Genomic DNA, 14,445 nt, shown 5'->3' with positions numbered 1-14,445 from the left:
ACTCTGGAACCACACCATGCGCATCCTCATCACCGGCGGCACGGGTCTGATCGGCCGAGCGTTGTGCGGCCACTGGAAGGCCCAGCGTCACGAGCTCATCGTCTGGAGCCGGCAGCCACAAAAAGTGCATGCCCTGTGCAGCGGAGCACTCGGCATTTCGCGACTGCAGGAGCTGGCCGGGCACCCGCCGCTGGACGCGGTGGTCAACCTGGCTGGCGCACCGATTGCCGATCGGCCGTGGACGCCGGCCCGGCGCCGCTTGCTGTGGCAAAGCCGCGTCGAATGGACCCGCGAACTGGTGGACTGGCTGGGAACGCTGTCCACGATGCCGCGCGTGCTGTTGTCGGGTTCGGCCGTGGGGTGGTACGGCGATGGCGGTGAGCGGGCGCTCGATGAGAGCAGCCTTCCCGGCCGTACCGACTTTGGCAGCCGCCTTTGTGCCGCATGGGAGCACGAGGCGTGCCGTGCCGTGCAGTTGGGCATGCGCGTGGTGCTGCTTCGGACCGCGCCGGTGCTGGCCCCGACCGGCGGCATGCTCGCTCGGCTGCGCTTGCCGTTCAGCTGGGGCCTGGTCGGGCGTCTTGGCAACGGCCGGCAGTGGATGCCCTGGATCCACTTGCAGGACCAGGTCGAACTGATCGATTTTCTGTTGCGCCGCGAGGATTGCGCAGGCGCCTTTAACGCCTGCGCCCCTCACCTGGTGCGCAATGCCGAATTCACCCGCGCATTGGCGCAGGCCCTGCGCCGGCCGGCCCTCGTGCCGGTGCCCGCCTGGGCGCTGCGCCTGCTGCTGGGCGAAATGGTCGTGCTGCTGCTGGGTGGGCAGCGGCTGGAGCCTCGGCGTCTGCTGGAGGCCGGCTACACCTATCGCCACCCCCGGCTCGAAGAGGCCCTGCACCACTTGCTGCAAGCGCCTGGCAACCTACTGCGCTAGGTTTTCAGGCTGTGTTTATCGGCCCCATACCGTACCGGCCCGCCGGTCCATAAGCCTGCCGCTCAGCGCGCGCTCTCCAGCCCTGCCTCATTGCCTTTTTTTCCATCGGTTTGCGTCAGGGCGAAGTTCAGCAGCGCGATGTCCGTAGCGAGTGTGTTACGGCGCCCGTCGCCACCGATCCGGAAATGGGCCATGGGACTGTTGGAGAGCTGCAGAGCCGATCCGAAACAGTGGGAGGGGAGAATGAGCGTGCCGATCGCCCCGTTCTCCACGAGCTGGAACGTCGGCAGCAGCATGCGATTGGATTCGGCGAAGCCGATCTTGAGGAATGTGCGAAATGCCCCGGCGCGCATACCCGTGAGTTCGATGAAGCCGCTTGCCATGGGAACGGTGAAGCCTTCAGCATTGAAAGTGTCGATGCCTGACAGCAGTGCCGCTCGCACGTGCTTGACCTTGGTGACCACATAGTGGTCCCAATCGGGTTGGTGGGTTTGAGCCTTTTGCAGATTCGATCCCCACTGGTTGGGGAGGGGAGTGTTCATGGGTGTGCCCTATGACTGCGGGTGAGCGCTCCGAGCGCATATTTGGTCAATGGAGCTTGGCATCCTCGCCCGGCTTCGGGTGTGGGCGTGTAGGAACAGGCCTATGGGCCTGACAGTGCAACGCTACTTGGCGTAGTAGCGCAGGTTGGCCATGGACCGCTGCATTGCGCCGGCCCAGCGTTGGCATAGGAAAAAGGGAGGCGGCCGCCTCCCTTTGGGGTATGGGCACCTTGTGTGCCCGCAGCGTGACGTCACGCTATTCAGCGATCATCTTTGTGGCTCTGGCTGCCGGTCCGTGCGTGTTGTGCACTGCTGCCGCCACGGGTATTGCCCGAATCGCCCGACGATTTGTTGCTGGAGCCGGTATTGCTGCCTTGATTGCCACCACTACCGTTGCCACCGTGACTCTTGGCGCCGGCTTCGCGCGCTTCCTTGGAATCAAACTCATGGGCGTTGCCTGAAGCGTGTGCTGCGCGTCCGCCTTCCGCTGCAATCGCGCGTTGGCGCTCGCTGTCCATGGAGGCAAAGCCCCGTTCCGAGGTGCCCGCCCCTTGCTTGCTGCCCTGGTTTGGGTTGCCCTGATTGCTGTTGCTGTTGCTGTTGCTGTTTGCCATGTCGATCTCCTGAAAGTTGGAACAGGTTGCACACGGGATATTCCGTGTGAGCCTTCACTGTCCGGCGGCGGTTTTGGCCATGGCGTAGGTGGGGGACTACTGGGCCGTAGGTTTTTTCGGATGGATGGGCTCGGCCCGTGGCCACGGGCCATGCGGCGGGACGACCGTTCCCGGGAAGAATCAGGAAAAGCCCTAGAGGGCCATTCGGCAATTCGCGTGCTCGTCGGACAGCGGTGTAAGCAATGTCCTACGGCGGCGGGATCGCGCAGCAGGTAGTTTGCAATTCATAGCGTTGAAGGAAACAGGATGGCTCGCCGAGGAACAAGCACCCGCCCCAGACCACCGTGGCAAAAAAACGGCTCCCACGATGTGCGGGGCACGCTGGCGACGTGCGCATTGCTCGTGACCTATGTGGCTCTCTTTGCCTGGGGCTTGTGGAGCAGCCGATAGGCCTGGGTACGGGCACTGCCCGACTGTGCCCCGCAGCCCGCTCTCCAAGCTTGCGCCATGGCGTCATTCTTCGCCATCTTCCGGCTGAAGCGGTGTGCGCGCCTTGCCGGGGCCTTTGGCAGGCCATCGGCGCCCCATGGCGCAGCCGTCGCCATCACGGCGGCGTGGTCAGCACCAGGAAATGGTCCAGCATGTGGAAGTGGTCTTCGAAAAATTCGTCTTCCATCGCGGGCAGGCGTTCCACGTCCACCCATTCCACCTGCATGGCATCGTCGTCGGCGCGCACCGCGGGAAGGGCTTCATCGCCCAGATCGAAGTAATGGGCATGGGTGATGGTGCGGCCGCGCTGGCTGCGGTCAGGATGGTCGAAAACAGCAACCGATTGCAGTGCCGCGCGCATGCGGGATTCAGAGAGTTCGCAATGCGTCTCTTCCGCCAGTTCTCGCAGGCATGATTGCCACACCGTTTCGCGCTGTTCGATGAAGCCGCCCGGCACGGCCCTCAGGCCCTTGCCGGGGGCATGGGCCCGCCGGATCAGCAGCACGCGGTTCTGGCAGCGCACCAGGGCATCGACGGTCACGAAGACGGGCGGGTAGGGCGCCGCCGCCCAGGCGGCGCGGTAGCTTCGCAGCATGGCCCATTCTTCTTGCAGCGCGGGGTATGCGTCAGTTTGCGCAAAGCGCTCCAGCGCGTGCAGCGTGCTGGCGGGCGCCTGATCGGCGAGTTGGCGCAGGGTATCCGGCAAGGTTTCAGGGGAGGCGCTGAAAAAGGTGTCGCGCACGCTGGTGGCGTCGATGTCTCCCTGGCGTTCGACATGCATTAGTTCCCAGCCAGGGAAGGCGCTCAGGTAACTGCTGGTGGCATCCTTGAAATGCCCCACCAGTCCCATCTGCGCACCGGTGGTGGTGAGTGCCGCCACGCCCTTGCGCACGGCCTTCACCCAGACGGCCTCGTTGTAATAGTCGCGGACCGGCAATACCTGCAGGCGGCTGCGGTCGGCTGGCGGCAATGCGTCGCGCAGCATGGCTTCGCGTTCCTGCCAGGTGAAGGGGTTCTTGGGCGAGCGTGCCTGCCAGGCCGAACCGATCACCACGATCACGTGGGCGGCGTTGTCCAGCGCGCGGCGCAGCAGGGCCAGATGGCCGTTGTGAACGGGCTCGAAGCGTCCGATGTAAATGGCAGTGTCGACCATGCGTCTCCGGTGTGTGGTGCGCGACGCTGGCTCCGGGCCTGGTGTCGCCGTTGTCTCTGGGCCTGTGCGCGAGCGCCCGGCTGCCTGCAGACCGCGGCAGATGAGGGGTGAAAGACTTTCTTTGAAGCCCCAGGAGCTGCGGGTGCAAGGTGCGTGTGCGCAGAAAGCTATCTTTTTTATAGTGATTTTACCGTGGCTGCCGTTGCCGCGCGCCACGGTGATTCGGAAGGCTTGGTAGCGGGTTGGCACAAAAACGGTGGACTGCACCGCAAAAGCGTGATGACAATGCGGGCCCGCGCGGTGAGCTGCGCGGCGCCTGCCGCGCGCTTGCGTGTCGCCGGGGGCATCTGGCGCCACTGCCCGCTGTGGTGCGTTTGCCTGTCCAAGAACTGTCCGGCTCCGCCGGCCGCTGAGGGAGAGCCATGTCTTTGCGTCTCAAATTCAATCTGGTGCTGGCCGGTGTGCTGCTGCTGGCGGTGGCGGGTGCGGGGCTTTACGTGCACCGCTTTTTGCAGCAATCGGCCATCGAGGAGGTGCAGCACAACTCGCAGATCATGATGCACGCGGCCATGGCCATCCGCGACTACACCACCGAGCTGGTGAAGCCCCACCTCGACGTGACGCTCGCAGAGAAGTTTCTGCCGCAAACCGTGCCTGCCTATGCCGCCACCGAGACGCTGCGACGCCTGCAGAGTCGCTTCCCGGGGTATGAATACAAGGAGGCCGTGCTGAACCCCACGAACCTGCGCGACCGCGCCACCGAGTGGGAGGAGCGGGTCATCAGCGACTTCCGCGAGGGCCGTGCGGGGGCTGGCAAGGAAATCTCGGGCGAGGTGGGCGAGGGCGTGCACCGCGCCCTGTATGTGGCGCGCCCCATCACCATCAGGCAGGCCCAGTGCATGGCCTGCCACAGTACGCCGGCCGTGGCGCCGCAGACCATGCTCAAGGTCTATGGCGACAAGAATGGCTTCGGCTGGGGCATGCATGAAACCGTGGGCATCCAGGTGGTGAAGGTGCCCATGTACTTCCCGCTCGAGAAGGCCCGCCAGACCTTCAACACCGTGATGACCGCGCTGGTGGGCAGCTTTTTGCTGCTGTTCGTGGCGCTGAATCTTTCGCTTTCGTCGCTGGTGATCGAGCCCATGGCGCGGCTCAACCGCAAGCTTGAGGATCTGGCGACCAAGGATTTCCTGACCGACCTGGTCAATCGCCGCCGTTTTTTTGAGCGGCTCGAGGCCGAGATGGCCAATACCCGCATCAAGAAGGGCAGCCTTTCGGTGGTGATGTTCGACATCGATTTTTTCAAGCGCATCAACGACACCTTCGGGCACGATTCGGGCGATGTGGTGCTCAAGCACACGGCATTGCGGGTGCGCGAGTTGCTGCGCTCATCCGACTGCGCGGCGCGCTTCGGTGGAGAGGAATTCATCATCCTGCTCAAGGAAACGCCGCTTGACGCCGCTATGGCGATGGCCGAGGCGGTGCGTGCCCGCATCGCCGGCGCACCATTCGACGCGGTGGGGCACGTGAGCGCCAGTTTTGGCGTGGCCAGCTGGGACCACCAGGAAGACAGCCATGCGCTCATCAAGCGGGCGGATGCCGCCTTGTACGTGGCGAAGTCCCGCGGGCGCAATTGCGTGGTGCGGGCGCAAGGCCCGGCCTGAGGGGCGGGCTTCAAAGAGCTTGGCCGACGCACTCTCGGAAGAGGCACACTGCGGGTGACCGCACCGCCTGGTCTCTACCCTGGATGCAGGCGGCCCCCCGGTGTGCGCCTGGGCGGTGCTTGGAGGATTCGCTGTGCCCGGGCCGCCGCCTACTTGAGGGCCTTGCGCGCGGCCCCCACGCCCAGGACCGCCAGCACCATGAACACCACGGCAACGACCAGGAAGATGAAGAACAGCACCTTGGCAATGCCTGCGGCGCCTGCGGCGACGCCGCTGAACCCCATGGCACCGGCGAAGAGGGAAATCAGGGCAAAAATGATGGCGTATTTCAGCATGGCGGTCGTTCCTTGCGTTGGCGCAGCGGGGCTGCAAAAAAACTGAGGGAACGGTAACGGCCGGCATGCGGCGGGTGCGTCAGTGGGCGCGGGAGATGGCTGTAGGAGAGGGCCGCTGCGGCTGCTCGCCCGTGTGCCTGAAAATCAAGCCACACCCGCGCTCACGTCGCTCGCACGGTATGAACTGCGCTCGAAGAACGACACCGCTCGATTCGCGTGGCGGGTTTTCTGCGAGATTGCGGCACGTGGTGCTGCCGTTTTGTCGGTCTTTTGGTCTGCGCTCACATGCTGCGCAATATGAGCTTCGCCCACGCACAGAAAGCTGCGCTGCGCGCAGGGGGCTTACAGCCCCGCTGCAGCACGCAGCGCCGCTGCCTTGTCCGTGCGTTGGCTGCGGCCCGTCCCTTCGGGCCTTCACAACGCTGCGCGATACGAGCCTGCGCCCAAGAATTGCCCACCGCGTCGATGGCGCGAGCCCGGCTGCAGCTCGCAGTGCCGCAGCTTTGTCTGTTCTTTGGTCTGCGTTCACATCGCTGGCGCGATATGAACTTCGTCCGAAGACCGACACCGCGATTCGCGCGGCGGGCTTATAGCCCGGCTGCTGCCCGCAGGGCGGCAGCTTTATCGGTCATTTGGTCTTCGCTCACGTCGCTGTGCGATAGGGGCTTCGTCCACGTAGGGAAAGCTGCGCTACGCGCAGGGGGCTTACAGCCCCGCAGCAGCACGGAGTGCTGCTGCCTTGTCCGTACGTTCCCAGCTGAACTCAGGCTCTTCGCGGCCGAAGTGGCCGTACGCGGCGGTCTTCTCGTAGATCGGGCGCAGCAGATCCAGCATCTGGATGATGCCCTTGGGGCGCAGGTCGAAGTGTTCCTTGACCAGCGCGGCAATCCGGTCGTCCGCAATGACGCCCGTGCCTTCGGTGTACACGGTGATGTTCATCGGCTCGGCCACGCCGATGGCATAGGCCACCTGGATCTGGCACTGCTTGGCCAGGCCCGCAGCCACGACGTTCTTGGCCACATAACGCGCTGCGTAGGCGGCCGAGCGGTCCACCTTCGTTGGATCCTTGCCGCTGAAGGCGCCGCCGCCGTGGGGGCAGGCACCGCCGTAGGTGTCCACGATGATCTTGCGGCCCGTGAGTCCGCAATCGCCCTGGGGGCCGCCGATGACGAAGCGGCCCGTGGGGTTGATCAGGTAACGCGTGTCCTGCAGCCATTCCTTGGGCAGCACGGGCTTGATGATTTCCTCGATCACGGCGTCGATGAAGCTCTGCTTCATCTTGGTGGGCGTTTCCGATTGGTCGGGGTGGTGCTGGGTGGACAGCACCACGGTGTCGATACTGTGGGGCTTGCCGTCCACGTAGCGCATGGTCACTTGCGACTTGGCGTCCGGGCGCAGGAACGGCAGGCGGCCATCCTTGCGCAGCTGGGCTTGGCGCTCGACGAGGCGGTGCGCGTAGTAGATGGGCGCGGGCATCAGCTCGGGCGTTTCGTCGCAGGCGTAGCCGAACATCAGGCCCTGGTCGCCGGCGCCGGTGTTCAGGTGGTCGTCGCTGGCGTGGTCCACGCCCTGGGCGATGTCGTTGGACTGCTTGTCGTAGGCCACCAGCACGGCGCAGCCCTTGTAGTCGATGCCGTAGTCGGTGTTGTCGTAGCCGATGCGCTTGATGGTGTCGCGTGCCACCTGGATGTAGTCCACGTGCGCGTTGGTGGTGATCTCGCCCGCCAGCACCACGAGGCCGGTGTTGGTCAGCGTTTCGGCGGCGACGCGCGAGCGGGGATCCTGTTTGAAGATCGCATCGAGAATCGCGTCCGAGATCTGGTCGGCAACCTTGTCGGGGTGGCCTTCGGAGACGGATTCCGAGGTAAAGAGAAAGTCGTTCGCCATTTGAATAAACTCCTGTGCTGCGGCATTTGGGGCGTTGCCCTCACCCCGAAGGAGCTCTGGCGAACGCTTTAGCAGATTTTTTTAACGTCGCCCTGCAAGTTGCTCATTTAACTCAGCGACCCCTTTATTTTAATGCCAGTCGTCTTTAGATTCTTTTCCGTATTTCCACTGTGGTTGCTGCATGTCATGGGCGCGGCCATGGGATGGGTGGTTTTTGCCGTTTCGCCCGTGTACCGCAAGCGTCTTGTGGAGAACGCGCGACGGGCGGGCTACCGGTTTGGCGAAGTGCGCGCCGCCGTGGGGCACGCCGGGCGCATGGTGGCCGAATTGCCACGCCTGTGGCTGGGTGCGCCCTTGCCCAGCCGGATGACCGGGGAGGCCTGCGTGGAGCAAGCCTACGCGGCCGGGCGTGGCATCGTGTTCCTCACGCCCCACCAGGGCTGTTTCGAGCTGTCCGCCCAGGTGGCGGCGCGGCGCTGGAGTGCTGCGCGCGGCCCCATCACGGTGCTGTACCGCCCTGCTCGGCAGGCCTGGCTGGCTTCGGTGATGGAGACCGCGCGCAACCGCCCTGGCATGTTGGCCGTGCCCACCACCCTGTCGGGGGTGCGCCAGATGATCAAGGCACTGCGCCGCGGCGAGGCGGTGGGCCTGCTGCCCGACCAGGTGCCGCCCGACGGGCAGGGCGTGTGGTCGCCTTTCTTTGGCCGGGACGCCTATACGATGACGCTGGCCGTGCGCCTGGCGCAGCAGACCGGCGCGGCCGTGGTGCTGGCGCGTTGCGAACGCCTGCCCTGGGGCCGTGGTTTCGTCACCCACTTCGAACCCCTGCCTGTGCCGCTGGACGAGCGGCTTGAAAGTGCCGTTTTGCAGATCAATCAGGCCATGGAGCATCTCATCCGCCAATGCCCGCAGCAATACCTCTGGGGATATGCCCGCTACAAGCAGCCGCGCGCAGAAGCCGCGGCAGGGGTGACGGAATGACCGGGCGTCTGGGGGTGTGGTTCATGCGGGTGCTCGCCCATGTGCCGCTGCCCGCGTTGCGGGCGCTGGGGTGGTGCATTGGCCAGTTGCTCTACCTGCTGGCTGCTCCGCGCCGCAGGGTTGCCTTGCGCAATCTGGAGCTGTGCTTTCCAGATGCGCCGGCCGCACAGCGCCGCCAGTGGGCGCGCGAGACCTTTGTGGTGTTCTGCCAGACCTGGCTGGACCGCAGCTGGCTGTGGGCCGCGCCGCGCGAGGTGGTGCTGGAACGCGTGAAGCTGCAGGGCGCGCTGCACGAGCTGGAGGGCGACACCCCCACCATCATTTTTGCGCCGCACTTCTACGGCATGGACGCGGGTGGGCTGGCATTGCCGCTGCGCACGACGCGCGCGTTCACGTCGATCTTCTCGACCCATCCCGATCCGGCCGTGGATGCCTGGTTCATGGCGGGGCGCCAGCGCTTTGGCGATGTGCGCATGCTCAACCGCGCCGATGGGGTCAAGCCCATCATTTCCAACCTGCGCAAGGGGGGGCTGCTGTACTTGTTGTCGGACATGGATTTCGGGCCCGGAGAGTCCATCTTCGTGCCGTTCTACGGCACCCTGGCTGCCACGGTTCCTTCGCTGCCCCGGTTTGCGCGGCTGGGGCGGGCCAAGGTGGTCGGCATGTACACGCGCCTTACGCCCACCGGCTACGTGGCCGAGATCACGCCCGCCTGGGAGGGCTATCCGTCCGAAGATGTCGAGGCTGACACCGCGGAGATGAACCGCCGCCTGCAGAGCTACATAGACACCATGCCTGGGCAGTACTACTGGGTGCACAAGCGTTTCAAGACGCGGCCGCCCGGCGAGCCCCCTGTGTACTGAAATGCCCGGCACGCCACGAATGGGTTCCAGCTTCGGCGGGGTGGTTGCGGATTTTGGCCCGACCGGGGCGACGACGGAAACCAAACGGGTGAGCACCTGATTGCAAGACAGCGGGCAAGTCGGCAAAAGGAGAGGGGCTTTCAGAAGAGGCCGGTGCGATACACGGATGGCGCATCCAACCCCGTGCTCCATCGCCACGGCGCGCGCCGCAGACGCGCCGTTCTCGGCCGGCGACGGGCATCGGACCAGACCTTTGGATCAAAATGGCCTTATGCGCTTGCCCGCCAAGCGCTTGTTGCTATTGTTTTGATTGCAAAAACCGCTGCAATTCAGTGGCAACCCGCTCGGGAAGTTCATGCACGATCCAGTGCGATGCACCCTCCCCCCGCTGCAATTGCAGCTGCGGCACCCAGCCCGGCAGGCCGTCGAGCAAGCCGGGCAGCAGGGCGGGATCGGCCATCCCCCACAGCACCAGCGTGGGCACGTGCACGGTCAGCATTGAATCGGGCAGGGTGATGGCCTGGGCTGCCGGGTCACCCTCGCGCGGAGGGCGCAGCGGGCTGGCGCGGTAGTAGTTGCAGGCGCCGGTCAGGCCATGGCGCCACAGTTCGGTGTATTGCGTACGCACTGCAGGGGTCAGCCATGCCGGGCTGTCGCCCTGGGGCGTGTCGAAAAAACCGAAGAGGCGGCGGAAGCCGTCTTCGGCCAGCAGGGTTTCGGCGTCGGGCCTGCACAGGAAGTGCATGTACTGGCTGGCGGCCTGCTGTGCGGGGTTGTGCTGCAGTTCGCGCAAGAAGGCGCCGGGGTGCGGTGAGTTGAAGATCGCCAACCGCTTCATGAGCCCGGGTTGCTGGTTGGCCAGGTTCCAGGCCACTGCGCCGCCCCAGTCGTGCGCCACAAGGCACTCCAGCGCACCGCCAGGGCACTCGGCAGCGATCAGCGCGGCAAGGTCCTGCACGAGATGCTTGGCGCGGTAGGCCTCCACTTCCTTCGGGCTGCTCGACGCGCCAAAGCCCCGCAGGTACGGCGCCACGCAGCGGTAGCCGCCGTTCTCGGGCCGCGCGAAGTGCAGCAGCAGAGCATCCCAGATGAACGCGCCTTCGGGAAAACCGTGCAAGAAGACGAGTGTGGGCCGCCCCGCCACGCCGCTCACGCGGCATTGCAGGGTGATGCCGTGCGGCAAGGCAACGTCTTGGGTGGTGATCATGGTGCTATGTATTTCGTAGCTAATGCCGCTGGATACATGAGCGCCAGGGGCTAATCTTGCTGAGAATCCTCAGGAATTTCCGGCGCGGGCGCGGGGGCTTCTGCGGCTGCCGGCACCACGGGGTGTGCCCACTGCCACAGCAGTTGCGCCACATCGTCCACGCCTTGCTTCTTGAGGGCCGAGAACATCTTGACCTCGCCGCCGCCCGCCTGCAGTCGCGTAATCGACAGCACCTTGGCCTGCTCGGCGCGCGTGAGTTTGTCGGCCTTGGTCAGGACGATCAGGAATTTCAGTCCCTCCTCCACCCGAGGGCGCACCACTTCGAGCAGCGCTTCGTCCAGCTCGGTCAGGCCCAGGCGCGGATCGCACAGCAGCACGATGCCCGTGAGGCCCGGGCGGCTGACGAGGTAATTCACCATCACCTGCTGCCAGCGCACCTTGTCAGAGCGCGACACCGCGGCATAGCCATAACCCGGCAGATCGGCCAGCACCGCGTCGGTCACGCCCTGCTTGCCCAGCGCGAACAGGTTGATGTGCTGCGTGCGGCCGGGTTTCTTGGACGCGAAGGCCAGCTGCTTTTGCTGGGTGAGCGTGTTGATGCAGGTGGATTTGCCCGCGTTGGAGCGACCCACGAAAGCGATCTCGGGCACGTCGATCGGGGGCAAATGGTGCAGTTGCGCGGCGGTGGTCAGGAACCGGGCGGTGTGCATCCAGCCCATGGCGATCTTGGCGTCAGGTGCGGGCGGCAGGGTGCCAGCAACTGGCGCGGAGGAGGGTGTCGTCATGGAAAATTGGGATGCGTTGGAGCCTCATTGTAGAATCGCGTGGTTTTGCGGACCTAAATACAGACCCTCGATATGAAGTTGCTCGCCTCTATGCTGATGGCTGCCGCACTGGCAGCGCCCGCTTTCCCGGCCTTTTCTGCGGGCGAAACTCCCGCAACGCCGACCAAGGCCAAGCCCGACCTGGTCAAGGGCGAGGCCAGCTTCGCTGCAGTGTGCGCCGCATGCCACGGTGCCGATGGCAATTCCGCCATCGCTGCCAACCCGAAGCTGTCGCAGCAGCATCCCGAGTATCTGGTCAAGCAGCTGCAGGAATTCAAGTCCGGCAAGCGCAACAACGCCGTCATGAAGGGTTTTGCGTCGATGCTGACCGACGAGGACATGAAGAACATCGCTTACTGGGCCGCGTCCAAGCCCGCCAAGCCCGGTTTCTCTTCCGACAAGGCCCTGGTCGCCATGGGTGAGCGCATCTACCGCGGCGGCATTGCCGACCGCCAGATCGCTGCCTGCGCCGGCTGCCACAGCCCCAACGGCGCTGGTATCCCCGCGCAGTACCCCCGCCTGTCGGGCCAGCATGCCGACTACACCGTGGCACAACTCAATAGCTTTCGCGATGGCTCACGTGCCAACAGCATCCAGATGACCCAGGTGGCGGCCAAGCTCAACGACCGCGAAATCAAGGCAGTGGCCGACTACATTGCCGGCCTGCGCTGAGTTTTCGTGATCTTGCTGGCCCCGCCAGGCGGGAAGCCTGGAACCAACCGCCAATAACAAACCCCAAGACGGGCGGGCCCATCCTCCAGATGGCCCCGCCCTTTTTGCTTTAGTGCACCGCGTTCACATCTCCCATGTCTGACATCACCCACGGCGTTCAAGTCCGGTCCGGCCCCCAGGCCCTGCGCGCAGGCGTCGAGCTGCTGTCTTCCATGCGCTTCGCCATTTCGCTGTTGACGGTGATTTGCATCGCATCGGTCATCGGCACGGTGCTCAAGCAGCACGAACCTGCGGTGAACTATGTCAACCAGTTCGGCCCGTTCTGGGCGGAGCTTTTCGCGGCCATTCAGCTCAATGCGGTGTACAGCGCGTGGTGGTTTCTGCTGATCCTGGCCTTCCTGGTGATCAGCACTTCGTTGTGCATTGCCCGCAACACCCCCAAGATTCTGGTGGACCTGAAGGTTTACAAGGAAAACATCCGCGAGCAAAGCCTGAGGGCCTTCCACCACAAAGCCGAGGCACCGCTGGCCGAATCGGCCGAGGCGGCGGCGCGGCGCATCGGCAGCACGCTGGCCAGCGGCGGCTGGAAGGTTCGTCTGCAGCAGCGCGAGTCCGCCACGGGCACCGGTACCGGCTGGATGGTGGCCGCCAAAGCCGGGGCTGCCAACAAGATCGGCTATATCGCGGCGCACAGCGCCATCGTGCTCATCTGCCTGGGGGGGTTGTTCGACGGAGACCTCATCGTTCGGGCGCAGATGCTGCTGGGCGGCAAGACGCCCTATGCCGGCAGCGGCCTGATCTCCGAAGTGAAGCCCGAGCACCGCCTGTCCGAGCGCAACCCCACCTTCCGTGGCAACTTGGTGGTTGCCGAAGGCACGCAGTCGAGCACGGCCATTCTCAGCCAGTCCGACGGCGTGCTGTTGCAGGAGTTGCCCTTCGCCATCGAACTCAAGAAATTCATCGTGGAGCATTACTCCACGGGCATGCCCAAGCTGTTTGCCAGCGACATCATCATCCACGACAAGGCCACGGGCGAGAAGACGCCCGCCCGCGTCGAGGTGAACCACCCTGCCAGCTACAAAGGTATTGAAATCTACCAGTCAAGCTTCGACGACGGCGGCTCGCACCTCAAGCTGCGCGCCGTGCCCATGGCGGCGGGCGCCAAGGCGTTCGATATCGAGGGCGTGGTGGGTGGATCAACCCAGTTGTCCGCCAAGGACGGTGCGTCCGGTGGCGAAACGCTCACGCTCGAGTTCACGGCCCTGCGCACGATCAACGTCGAGAATTTTGGTGACGGAAGCGGCGCTCCCGGCTCGGGCGCCGATGTGCGCAAGGTGGATCTGCGTGAATCGGTGGAGTCGCGCCTGGGCGCTGCAAACAAGACGGTCACCAAGAAGGAGCTGCGCAACGTAGGCCCCAGCGTGAGCTACAAGCTGCGCGATGCTGCGGGGCAGGCGCGTGAATTCCATAACTACATGCTGCCGGTGGACACGGGGGACGGCGTGCCGGTGTTTTTGCTCGGCGTGCGCGAAAACCCCTCCGACCCCTTCCGCTACCTGCGCGTTCCCGCCGACGACCAGGGCACCATGGAAGGCTTCTTGCGCCTGCGCGCGGCACTGGCCGACCCTGCGGCGCGCGACCAGGCGGTGCACCGGTATGTGTCGCAAGCGGTAGAGGCATCCCGCCCCGAGCTGGCCGAGCAGCTGTCGCAATCTGCATCCCGGGCGTTGGCCTTGTATGCCGGAAGCGCGGGGCCGGACGGCAAGAGGACCGGCGGCCTGCAGGCGATTTCGGATTTCATGGAAGCCAACGTACCCGAAGCAGAGCGCTCGCGGGCTGGCGAGGTGCTGGTGCGCATCCTGAACGGGGCGCTGTTCGAACTGGCCCAGCTCACGCGCGAGCGCGCCGGCCTCAAGCCGCTGGCCCAGAGCGACCAGACCCAGGCATTCATGACCCAGGCGGTGCTCTCGCTGAGCGACGCCCAGATCTACCCCGCACCGCTCGCATTCGAACTCAAGGACTTCACCCAGGTGCAGGCCAGCGTGTTCCAGGTGGCGCGAGCCCCTGGGAAGAACATTGTCTATCTGGGCTGTGCCTTGCTGATTCTGGGCGTTTTTGCCATGCTGTACGTTCGCGAACGGCGCGTGTGGGTGTGGGTTGCACCGCATGAGGGCCAGTCGCACGCACTGATGGCGCTGTCCACCAATCGCAAGACCCTGGACGGCGACCGCGAGTTCGTCCAGCTCGCAGAGAAACTGATCGGGGCACGCCCCCACTGAG

13 protein-coding genes are annotated in these 14,445 nt (G+C 64.9%); 6 read left to right on the top strand and 7 right to left on the bottom strand.

What is annotated here, in order from left to right; translation table 11 throughout:
- Nucleotides 1-16 precede the first annotated feature (16 nt).
- The gene (locus ACDELDRAFT_RS00785) at nt 17-934 is read left to right on the top strand and encodes a TIGR01777 family oxidoreductase (protein WP_005792801.1); all 918 of its coding nucleotides are present in this window, start codon (nt 17-19) and stop codon (nt 932-934) included.
- Nucleotides 935-996: 62 nt separating this feature from the next.
- Here ACDELDRAFT_RS00785 and ACDELDRAFT_RS00780 read toward each other — a convergent pair whose 3' ends face one another.
- The 3 genes from ACDELDRAFT_RS00780 to ACDELDRAFT_RS00770 all read right to left on the bottom strand — a co-directional run bounded on the left by ACDELDRAFT_RS00780 (nt 997) and on the right by ACDELDRAFT_RS00770 (nt 3,732).
- Nucleotides 997-1,476 (bottom strand): hypothetical protein, encoded by a 480-nt coding sequence (locus tag ACDELDRAFT_RS00780; protein WP_005792800.1) that lies wholly within the window; start codon nt 1,474-1,476, stop codon nt 997-999.
- A 260-nt stretch (nt 1,477-1,736) separates the two neighbouring features.
- Nucleotides 1,737-2,090 (bottom strand): KGG domain-containing protein, encoded by a 354-nt coding sequence (locus tag ACDELDRAFT_RS00775; RefSeq protein ID WP_005792799.1) that lies wholly within the window; start codon nt 2,088-2,090, stop codon nt 1,737-1,739.
- A 604-nt stretch (nt 2,091-2,694) separates the two neighbouring features.
- Nucleotides 2,695-3,732: a bifunctional nicotinamide-nucleotide adenylyltransferase/Nudix hydroxylase gene (locus tag ACDELDRAFT_RS00770; protein WP_005792798.1), complete on the bottom strand. Its 1,038-nt coding sequence runs from the start codon at nt 3,730-3,732 to the stop codon at nt 2,695-2,697.
- A gap of 422 nt (nt 3,733-4,154) precedes the next feature.
- Between ACDELDRAFT_RS00770 and ACDELDRAFT_RS00765 the strand changes: the two genes are divergently transcribed.
- Entirely contained in the window at nt 4,155-5,396 is a 1,242-nt protein-coding gene (locus tag ACDELDRAFT_RS00765; protein ID WP_005792796.1) for a diguanylate cyclase, read from the top strand.
- A 149-nt stretch (nt 5,397-5,545) separates the two neighbouring features.
- Here ACDELDRAFT_RS00765 and ACDELDRAFT_RS00760 read toward each other — a convergent pair whose 3' ends face one another.
- A complete protein-coding gene (locus ACDELDRAFT_RS00760; RefSeq protein ID WP_005792795.1) occupies nt 5,546-5,731 on the bottom strand; it encodes a DUF1328 domain-containing protein in 186 nt (61 codons plus the stop codon).
- Nucleotides 5,732-6,436: 705 nt separating this feature from the next.
- Nucleotides 6,437-7,618, bottom strand: coding sequence for a methionine adenosyltransferase (gene metK, locus ACDELDRAFT_RS00755; RefSeq protein WP_005792794.1), 1,182 nt, complete (start codon nt 7,616-7,618; stop codon nt 6,437-6,439).
- 132 nt (nt 7,619-7,750) lie between these two features.
- Here metK and ACDELDRAFT_RS00750 point away from each other — a divergent pair, with 132 nt between their 5' ends.
- Together ACDELDRAFT_RS00750 and ACDELDRAFT_RS00745 are read left to right on the top strand one after the other, a co-directional pair.
- Complete coding sequence (locus ACDELDRAFT_RS00750) at nt 7,751-8,599, top strand: lysophospholipid acyltransferase family protein (protein ID WP_005792793.1); 849 nt, start codon at nt 7,751-7,753, stop codon at nt 8,597-8,599.
- Entirely contained in the window at nt 8,596-9,462 is an 867-nt protein-coding gene (locus tag ACDELDRAFT_RS00745; RefSeq protein ID WP_005792792.1) for a lysophospholipid acyltransferase family protein, read from the top strand. Before ACDELDRAFT_RS00750 ends, ACDELDRAFT_RS00745 begins: the two co-directional genes overlap by 4 nt.
- Before the next feature lie 298 nt (nt 9,463-9,760).
- Here ACDELDRAFT_RS00745 and ACDELDRAFT_RS00740 read toward each other — a convergent pair whose 3' ends face one another.
- Nucleotides 9,761-10,669, bottom strand: a complete 909-nt coding sequence (locus ACDELDRAFT_RS00740; RefSeq protein WP_005792791.1) for an alpha/beta fold hydrolase — start codon at nt 10,667-10,669, stop codon at nt 9,761-9,763.
- Nucleotides 10,670-10,719: 50 nt separating this feature from the next.
- The gene (gene yihA, locus ACDELDRAFT_RS00735; RefSeq protein WP_005792790.1) at nt 10,720-11,454 is read right to left on the bottom strand and encodes a ribosome biogenesis GTP-binding protein YihA/YsxC; all 735 of its coding nucleotides are present in this window, start codon (nt 11,452-11,454) and stop codon (nt 10,720-10,722) included.
- A gap of 72 nt (nt 11,455-11,526) precedes the next feature.
- Here yihA and ACDELDRAFT_RS00730 point away from each other — a divergent pair, with 72 nt between their 5' ends.
- Both ACDELDRAFT_RS00730 and ACDELDRAFT_RS00725 read left to right on the top strand, forming a co-directional pair.
- The gene (locus tag ACDELDRAFT_RS00730) at nt 11,527-12,165 is read left to right on the top strand and encodes a c-type cytochrome (protein WP_005792789.1); all 639 of its coding nucleotides are present in this window, start codon (nt 11,527-11,529) and stop codon (nt 12,163-12,165) included.
- 134 nt (nt 12,166-12,299) lie between these two features.
- A complete protein-coding gene (locus ACDELDRAFT_RS00725) occupies nt 12,300-14,444 on the top strand; it encodes a cytochrome c biogenesis protein ResB (RefSeq protein ID WP_005792788.1) in 2,145 nt (714 codons plus the stop codon).
- Nucleotide 14,445: the final 1 nt, after the last annotated feature.

The organism is Acidovorax delafieldii 2AN (assembly GCF_000175235.1).
Classification (GTDB): Bacteria; Pseudomonadota; Gammaproteobacteria; order Burkholderiales; family Burkholderiaceae_C; genus Acidovorax; species Acidovorax delafieldii_B.
This window is presented reverse-complemented; position numbering and strand designations above follow the sequence as displayed.

Bases quoted from the DNA above. Each gene is read 5' to 3' on its own strand.
- ACDELDRAFT_RS00785 (WP_005792801.1), top strand. From the start codon at position 17: ATGCGCATCCTCATCACCGGCGGCACGGGTCTGATCGGCCGAGCGTTG.
- ACDELDRAFT_RS00780 (WP_005792800.1), bottom strand. From the start codon at position 1,476: ATGAACACTCCCCTCCCCAACCAGTGGGGATCGAATCTGCAAAAGGCT.
- ACDELDRAFT_RS00775 (WP_005792799.1), bottom strand. From the start codon at position 2,090: ATGGCAAACAGCAACAGCAACAGCAACAGCAATCAGGGCAACCCAAAC.
- ACDELDRAFT_RS00770 (WP_005792798.1), bottom strand. From the start codon at position 3,732: ATGGTCGACACTGCCATTTACATCGGACGCTTCGAGCCCGTTCACAAC.
- ACDELDRAFT_RS00765 (WP_005792796.1), top strand. From the start codon at position 4,155: ATGTCTTTGCGTCTCAAATTCAATCTGGTGCTGGCCGGTGTGCTGCTG.
- ACDELDRAFT_RS00760 (WP_005792795.1), bottom strand. From the start codon at position 5,731: ATGCTGAAATACGCCATCATTTTTGCCCTGATTTCCCTCTTCGCCGGT.
- metK (WP_005792794.1), bottom strand. From the start codon at position 7,618: ATGGCGAACGACTTTCTCTTTACCTCGGAATCCGTCTCCGAAGGCCAC.
- ACDELDRAFT_RS00750 (WP_005792793.1), top strand. From the start codon at position 7,751: ATGCCAGTCGTCTTTAGATTCTTTTCCGTATTTCCACTGTGGTTGCTG.
- ACDELDRAFT_RS00745 (WP_005792792.1), top strand. From the start codon at position 8,596: ATGACCGGGCGTCTGGGGGTGTGGTTCATGCGGGTGCTCGCCCATGTG.
- ACDELDRAFT_RS00740 (WP_005792791.1), bottom strand. From the start codon at position 10,669: ATGATCACCACCCAAGACGTTGCCTTGCCGCACGGCATCACCCTGCAA.
- yihA (WP_005792790.1), bottom strand. From the start codon at position 11,454: ATGACGACACCCTCCTCCGCGCCAGTTGCTGGCACCCTGCCGCCCGCA.
- ACDELDRAFT_RS00730 (WP_005792789.1), top strand. From the start codon at position 11,527: ATGAAGTTGCTCGCCTCTATGCTGATGGCTGCCGCACTGGCAGCGCCC.
- ACDELDRAFT_RS00725 (WP_005792788.1), top strand. From the start codon at position 12,300: ATGTCTGACATCACCCACGGCGTTCAAGTCCGGTCCGGCCCCCAGGCC.